Origin of the sequence: Paraburkholderia sediminicola, assembly GCF_046027825.1 — a bacterium.
Classification (GTDB): domain Bacteria; phylum Pseudomonadota; class Gammaproteobacteria; order Burkholderiales; family Burkholderiaceae; genus Paraburkholderia; species Paraburkholderia sediminicola_D.
The window spans coordinates 1-641 of record NZ_JAQQDU010000253.1; the positions used below are offsets into that span (position 1 = coordinate 1).

General features: G+C 58.8%; 1 protein-coding gene. It reads right to left on the reverse strand.

The annotated features are described in order from the left end of the window. Positions 1-117 precede the first annotated feature (117 nt). A complete protein-coding gene (locus tag PQQ96_RS42145) occupies positions 118-486 on the reverse strand; it encodes a calcium-binding protein (RefSeq protein WP_408303349.1) in 369 nt (122 codons plus the stop codon). Between the last annotated feature and the right edge of the window lie 155 nt (positions 487-641).

Below are 641 nucleotides of genomic sequence, written 5' to 3' on the forward strand. Positions count from 1 at the left end.
GTATCCGTCAGCGTAACCCGTCAGAAGTTGGAATTTAGTACGGGACCAACAACGCTGCGAGAGATCAGGACGAGGTGAGCGAGATCCCACTGCGACAGTGGGACGGCTTTCTGGATGTCAGAACGCGTAACCTTGATCATGCCAGTAGTGCCAGTCAGCGACGGCTACTTGTGTCGGTTCATCGCAGCTCACGGGAACGATCTGGGCCAGGGGTGCCACCACGTCACGTTGGCCCCACCGAACCCAGACGAAGATGCCAACCCGACACAGGTCTTCATGAGCGAGTCCGGTGACCGAGACGTGTTCACCCGGGCGCAGCGGTGAAGAGGCCATTGCTTTGCGAATACCGGCCGCGAATGGAAACGAGAGCTGCTCTTCCATATGGCAGTACCACGACGTCGCCCGCTCTTCCTCGGTATAGGCGTCGACGACCACCTCCATCTCGATGCGATGTTCACGTTCCGCGTTGATTCTGGTCCTGGCCATGATGTTGCACGGTGATCGGCATAGATGGGGTTACAGGTCGACGATACGCCGCAGCAGGCCGTAGGAAACGCGCCAGTGTCCTTCGGAATCTGTCACGGCAATCGAGGCAGTTTTCGAGTTCAGCCTGACGATGGTGCCGACCCGCTCGCTCAGGT